The sequence below is a fragment of the Alteromonas sp. K632G genome, assembly GCF_017653625.1.
Taxonomy (GTDB): domain Bacteria; phylum Pseudomonadota; class Gammaproteobacteria; order Enterobacterales; family Alteromonadaceae; genus Alteromonas; species Alteromonas naphthalenivorans.
Window position 1 is genome coordinate 1 of sequence record NZ_JAGGDM010000040.1, and the last position, 4542, is coordinate 4542.

A 4542-nucleotide genomic window follows, 5' to 3' on the forward strand; every position below is an offset into this window, starting at 1 on the left:
TCGTTCGCTGGGACGCATACACGCAGGGCGGCTTCGCCATTATGCCCTACGTGCCTGCGCCCGTTATTGAAAAGTTATATGCCACTAGGAAAACCTAACTTATGGTTTACTTATTAGCTGGGATTGTGTGTGTTCATTTGGCTTGGGCATTTTTTAATACTCTAGCGGTTCACAGCACATTGTTTATCAATAATAGCTCTCGAGCTATTACCTTACTTGTCAATTGGCTTATTCCAATAGGTGGGCCTGCTATTACTTTGGTTGTCCTTCGCTCAATAAACCCCAAAGTAAAAGGTCGCAATCCTGTTGCGGACGGTTCTGGTAGTAGCAATCTATATTCGGGGAATGAGGGTTCAGATTCTGGTGGTGGCTGTGGTGATTAACGTAGCTAAACTAGGTTGTATTTAAAATGGCTTATAACAAAAAAATTAAGCACGCCCGCTGCGCGGGCTGGGACGCATACATGCGGGGCGGCTTCGCCATTATGCCCCACATGCCTGCGCCCCTTATTTAAAAGTTATACGTTCAGGGAGAAATAGTGCAGATAGCTATCAGTAAAGGTAAGGCTTTATTTTATATGATTTTGAGTACCCTGATAGGTATTACCTGTATCGTATTTGGTGGCTATTGGATTATTTCAGGTGAAGTAAGCATAACTAAGTTTTGTCTTTTTCTGTCTGTCGGCACGGTTATGAGTACATATGCATATGCGCAGTTTCAAGTTGTTAGAAGCTCATCTGTTGGTTTGCTTTTATCACCGGAAGGTCTAATCGACAATTCAACATTGCCCAATGATATTTTAATAAAGTGGTCTGAAGTTAAAACAATTGAATACCCAGCGATTGATCCACCCCCTCATTTTTCAGTCTTGCTAAAAGACGATAGTGAGTTTTTTAGCCATCTTGATTGGTTCTCGAATTTGTACTTTAGAATTACAAAGTTTTGGTACAAAACACCAATAGTGTTGGTTTTAGACAATCTAAAGTGTTCAACCAATGAACTAAAAAGTGTTTTACAGGATTACTCTACAAAATATGTGTAAAGAACGTATAACAAGGCCTTTAAGCCATTCACTGCGTTCATTTGGACAGCTAGCTCTCCGGTCTTATTGTCTATGGCTTCGCCATTTTACACAAACGCCCTACAATCTAGCTGCCACTTAAGGCGACGTTAGAAGGCGGCAGCCTAAACTACGTTTGGCTTTATAAAAATACTAATTCAACCACCCTCACCTGTTGTTCCCAACATCGCACTGGCTTTCGGTAGTTTTAACTTCGCCGCTTTAAATTCAAAGGTTGCGCAATAGGCGCTTTACCGCCAAGTTCTCATTTTCATCCAGCAAGCACCATTGCACTTGGTAGCTCAAATGGCGGCATGCTCCAGTCAAATCACCAACATTACTCCATTGGCATTTTACTTGTTTGCTTTAACAATCAATCGTATGCTGGCTTTATTAGTTTTTAAAACGTCCAAAGGTAAAGGCTCTGCTTCTAACAAAGCGCTTAAGCCTCTCCCTTCGGTCGCTGGGACGCCTATACGCGGGGCGGCTTCGCCATTATGCCCCGCGTATCTGCGCCCCTTAGCTTAAAGTTATACCTAATTTAAACAGTGGAGGTTTTGATGAAAGGATGGACACTTTCTTTAGTCACTTTATTCTGGTCTCTTAACGCAATAGCAGACACAGGCTTATCCGAACTCGGTAACAGGTATTTTTCAGCATGGGCAGCAACTCAATCTCCCGATGCTACTGAAAAAGGCTTAGAGCACTACCTGTCTTTTCTTAAGGCCGATGTCGCCCACCAACACTTGCCCTACGACTCAGATGATTCGCGATTACCTGACGGCAAAGAAAGTATACGCGAAGGGATGCTGTTTTATTTGGGCTCTCATTCGGTATATGAAGCTACCTTGAAGCAAGTTATTCCCGCTCACAATGCAATTGCCATTACATACACTACATCTAGCAAGGGAGTACACCCCCAAACAAATGAACTCATAGAATTACATTACTCAACGATGGAAGTTTTGGAAATCGAAGATGGCAAAGTAGCGGTGATTCGGAAATATGAAGAATAGTGTAAGGTATAACAAAAAAATTAAGTTCGCCCGCTGCGCGGGCTGGGACGCAAACATGTGGGCTGCTCACTTCGTTCGGATTTTAGCCCACATGTCCGCGCCCCTTATTTAAAAGTTATATGCCATGAGTGAAACCAAAATTATTATCGTTTTATTAGCTGTACTTCTAGTTCATTTTGTTTTTGCAATTGTTGTCACATCACAGGTATCCAAGGTGATTTTGAGGCTTCAGAAAATTAAAAATAATAGGTACGCTTCAAAGAAAATAAATGAATTAGAACGTTATAGAGTATTCGCTTTGTTCGCTCCAATTTTTGGCCCAATAGTGGCGTATGGAATACTTAAAGGAATTAAGCCTGGTATTTCAGAGAAAGGTTATATGGCAAATAACCCAAACTCACCTAATGTAAATTCGGAAGGAGATTGAGGCTTGGCACATAACAAAAAAATTAAGTCACTCACTTCGTTCGTTGGGACGCATACACGTGGGCTGCTTCGCATTATAGCCCACATGCCTGCGCCCCTTATTTAAAAGTTATACCCTCTGAAGGATCGCTATCATGAAAGGAATTAATATAAGTACAAGCCACGATGACTTAGACATCGAATTAATCCACTCCTTCGTGGCTAACTCCTATTGGGCAAAAAACATTCCGCTCTCAACATTACAAAAATCCATAGACAATTCCCTTGTATTTGGAGCCTATGCTAACGATGGACGCCAAGTCGGTTTTGCTAGAGTTATTTCGGACAAAGCTACATTTGCATATCTAAGCGACGTTTTTGTAATAGAAAAGTATCGTGGTCAAGGGATAAGTAAACAACTTATGGAAAACATATCATCCCATCCAGATCTGCAAGGTCTCCGTAGGTTTATGCTAGCAACAAGTGACGCACACGGATTGTACTCGCAGTTTGGTTTTACATCTGTTGAAAACCCTGAGAAGTTAATGCAAGTTTTAACGCCTGGCATATATGATTAGGCACGGGTATAACAACCCAATCAACACACTCACTACGTTCGCTGGGACGCATACACGCGGGGCGGCTTCGCCATTATGCCCCACGTACCTGCGCCCGTTATTGGAAAGTTATACCTAATTTAAACAGTGGAGGTTTTTATGAAAAGATGGACACTTTCTTTAGTCACTTTATTCTGGTCACTTAACGCAATAGCAGACACAGGCTTATCCGAACTCGGTAACAGGTATTTTTCAGCATGGGCAGCGACTCAATCTCCCGATGCTACTGAAAAAGACTTAGAGCACTACCTGTCTTTCCTTAAGGCCGATGTCGCCCACCAACACTTGCCCTACGACTCAGATGATTCGCGATTACCTGACGGCAGAGAAAGTATACGCGAAGGGATGCTGTTTTATTTGGGCTCTCATTCGGTATATGAAGCTACCTTGAAGCAAGTTATTCCCGCTCACAATGCAATTGCCATTACATACACTACATCTAGCAAGGGAGTACACCCCCAAACAAATGAACTCATAGAATTACATTACTCAACGATGGAAGTTTTGGAAATCGAAGATGGCAAAGTAGCGGTGATTCGGAAATATGAAGAATAGTGTAAGGTATAACAAAAAAATTAAGTTCGCTCGCTGCGCGGGCTGGGACGCAAACATGTGGGCTGCTCACTCCGTTCGGATTTTAGCCCACAAGTTTGCGCCCCTTATTTAAAAGTTAGCTGCCAAAATGTGAATCAAGCTTATCTAGAAGTTCCAAACCTTTATTTTTGTCTCCAGTAGCAGCAATCGCCTTAAATCTTACCTCAGTATCAAATTCAGCTATCGCTTGCGTAGACAATTCTTCTATCAATTTGTTTAAGCTCAACTTTTTATGCGCTGCCAAAGCCTTCAATCGATTATGCTTATCGTCTGGTAAACGTACAGTTAAAGTGGACATATTAAACTCCTCTCAAATAATCTTCAGGCGCTAACACTTTCAAACCATCAAATTGTAATTCCGCATTTCTCAGGTCTTTTAGGTTATTCGTAATAATGCTCTCGGCATTTCCTGCCACTGCAAGCTCTATAAGAAAGTTATCGCCTTCATCTTTTAAATTTGGCCGCCACAAATAATGTATCTGCACCCATTCGCAAACACTAAAAAATGCTGCTAGCAACTCGCTCACTTCGTCCTCAGTAAGCGGGCACAATTCTTTAATTTTGTCTCGCTTGCTTACTGCTTCGTACTCCAAGAATAAGGTCGTGCTAATCAGCGGCTTTAAATCCCCCAACAAGCATTGCCTTATCACTTCTCGGGCTGGCCCTGTTTTGCCAATCAGGGCGCTAATAAGTACACTGGTGTCAATAACTACTTTATTCATGGTTTACATGCTAGCGTATATGCTATCATTTTTCAATTTGACAATGGCAGCTAACACATATGAGCCTCCGGGCTGTCAATGAAAAAAGATAGCCCTTTGACCACTATTTCAAGATCAATACCGTTGCC

At 42.0% G+C, this 4542-nt stretch carries 8 protein-coding genes; 6 read left to right on the top strand and 2 right to left on the bottom strand.

The genetic code is table 11. The features are described from left to right. Positions 1–101 precede the first annotated feature (101 nt). From J5X92_RS20610 to J5X92_RS20635, 6 genes are all read left to right on the top strand, one after another. Positions 102–383 (top strand): hypothetical protein, encoded by a 282-nt coding sequence (locus J5X92_RS20610; RefSeq protein ID WP_013783746.1) that lies wholly within the window; start codon positions 102–104, stop codon positions 381–383. A 155-nt stretch (positions 384–538) separates the two neighbouring features. Then, the gene (locus tag J5X92_RS20615; RefSeq protein ID WP_126874045.1) at positions 539–1042 is read left to right on the top strand and encodes an STM3941 family protein; all 504 of its coding nucleotides are present in this window, start codon (positions 539–541) and stop codon (positions 1040–1042) included. Positions 1043–1620: 578 nt separating this feature from the next. Then, positions 1621–2076 (top strand): nuclear transport factor 2 family protein, encoded by a 456-nt coding sequence (locus tag J5X92_RS20620; protein WP_208806413.1) that lies wholly within the window; start codon positions 1621–1623, stop codon positions 2074–2076. A 124-nt stretch (positions 2077–2200) separates the two neighbouring features. Beyond that, the gene (locus tag J5X92_RS20625) at positions 2201–2503 is read left to right on the top strand and encodes a hypothetical protein (protein WP_126874042.1); all 303 of its coding nucleotides are present in this window, start codon (positions 2201–2203) and stop codon (positions 2501–2503) included. Between the two features lie 133 nt (positions 2504–2636). Next, a complete protein-coding gene (locus J5X92_RS20630; RefSeq protein WP_126874040.1) occupies positions 2637–3059 on the top strand; it encodes a GNAT family N-acetyltransferase in 423 nt (140 codons plus the stop codon). A 138-nt stretch (positions 3060–3197) separates the two neighbouring features. After that, positions 3198–3653, top strand: a complete 456-nt coding sequence (locus J5X92_RS20635) for a nuclear transport factor 2 family protein (RefSeq protein ID WP_126873321.1) — start codon at positions 3198–3200, stop codon at positions 3651–3653. Positions 3654–3768: 115 nt separating this feature from the next. On the opposite strand, the gene J5X92_RS20640 is transcribed toward J5X92_RS20635, so the two are convergent. Both J5X92_RS20640 and J5X92_RS20645 read right to left on the bottom strand, forming a co-directional pair. After that, the gene (locus J5X92_RS20640; protein ID WP_013785563.1) at positions 3769–3990 is read right to left on the bottom strand and encodes a toxin-antitoxin system HicB family antitoxin; all 222 of its coding nucleotides are present in this window, start codon (positions 3988–3990) and stop codon (positions 3769–3771) included. A 1-nt stretch (position 3991) separates the two neighbouring features. After that, on the bottom strand, positions 3992–4414 hold the full coding sequence (locus J5X92_RS20645) for a putative toxin-antitoxin system toxin component, PIN family (protein WP_013785564.1): 423 nt from the start codon (positions 4412–4414) through the stop codon (positions 3992–3994). Positions 4415–4542 lie beyond the last annotated feature (128 nt).

Bases quoted from the DNA above. Each gene is read 5' to 3' on its own strand.
- J5X92_RS20635 (WP_126873321.1), top strand. From the start codon at position 3,198: ATGAAAAGATGGACACTTTCTTTAGTCACTTTATTCTGGTCACTTAAC.
- J5X92_RS20610 (WP_013783746.1), top strand. From the start codon at position 102: ATGGTTTACTTATTAGCTGGGATTGTGTGTGTTCATTTGGCTTGGGCA.
- J5X92_RS20625 (WP_126874042.1), top strand. From the start codon at position 2,201: ATGAGTGAAACCAAAATTATTATCGTTTTATTAGCTGTACTTCTAGTT.
- J5X92_RS20620 (WP_208806413.1), top strand. From the start codon at position 1,621: ATGAAAGGATGGACACTTTCTTTAGTCACTTTATTCTGGTCTCTTAAC.
- J5X92_RS20645 (WP_013785564.1), bottom strand. From the start codon at position 4,414: ATGAATAAAGTAGTTATTGACACCAGTGTACTTATTAGCGCCCTGATT.
- J5X92_RS20630 (WP_126874040.1), top strand. From the start codon at position 2,637: ATGAAAGGAATTAATATAAGTACAAGCCACGATGACTTAGACATCGAA.
- J5X92_RS20640 (WP_013785563.1), bottom strand. From the start codon at position 3,990: ATGTCCACTTTAACTGTACGTTTACCAGACGATAAGCATAATCGATTG.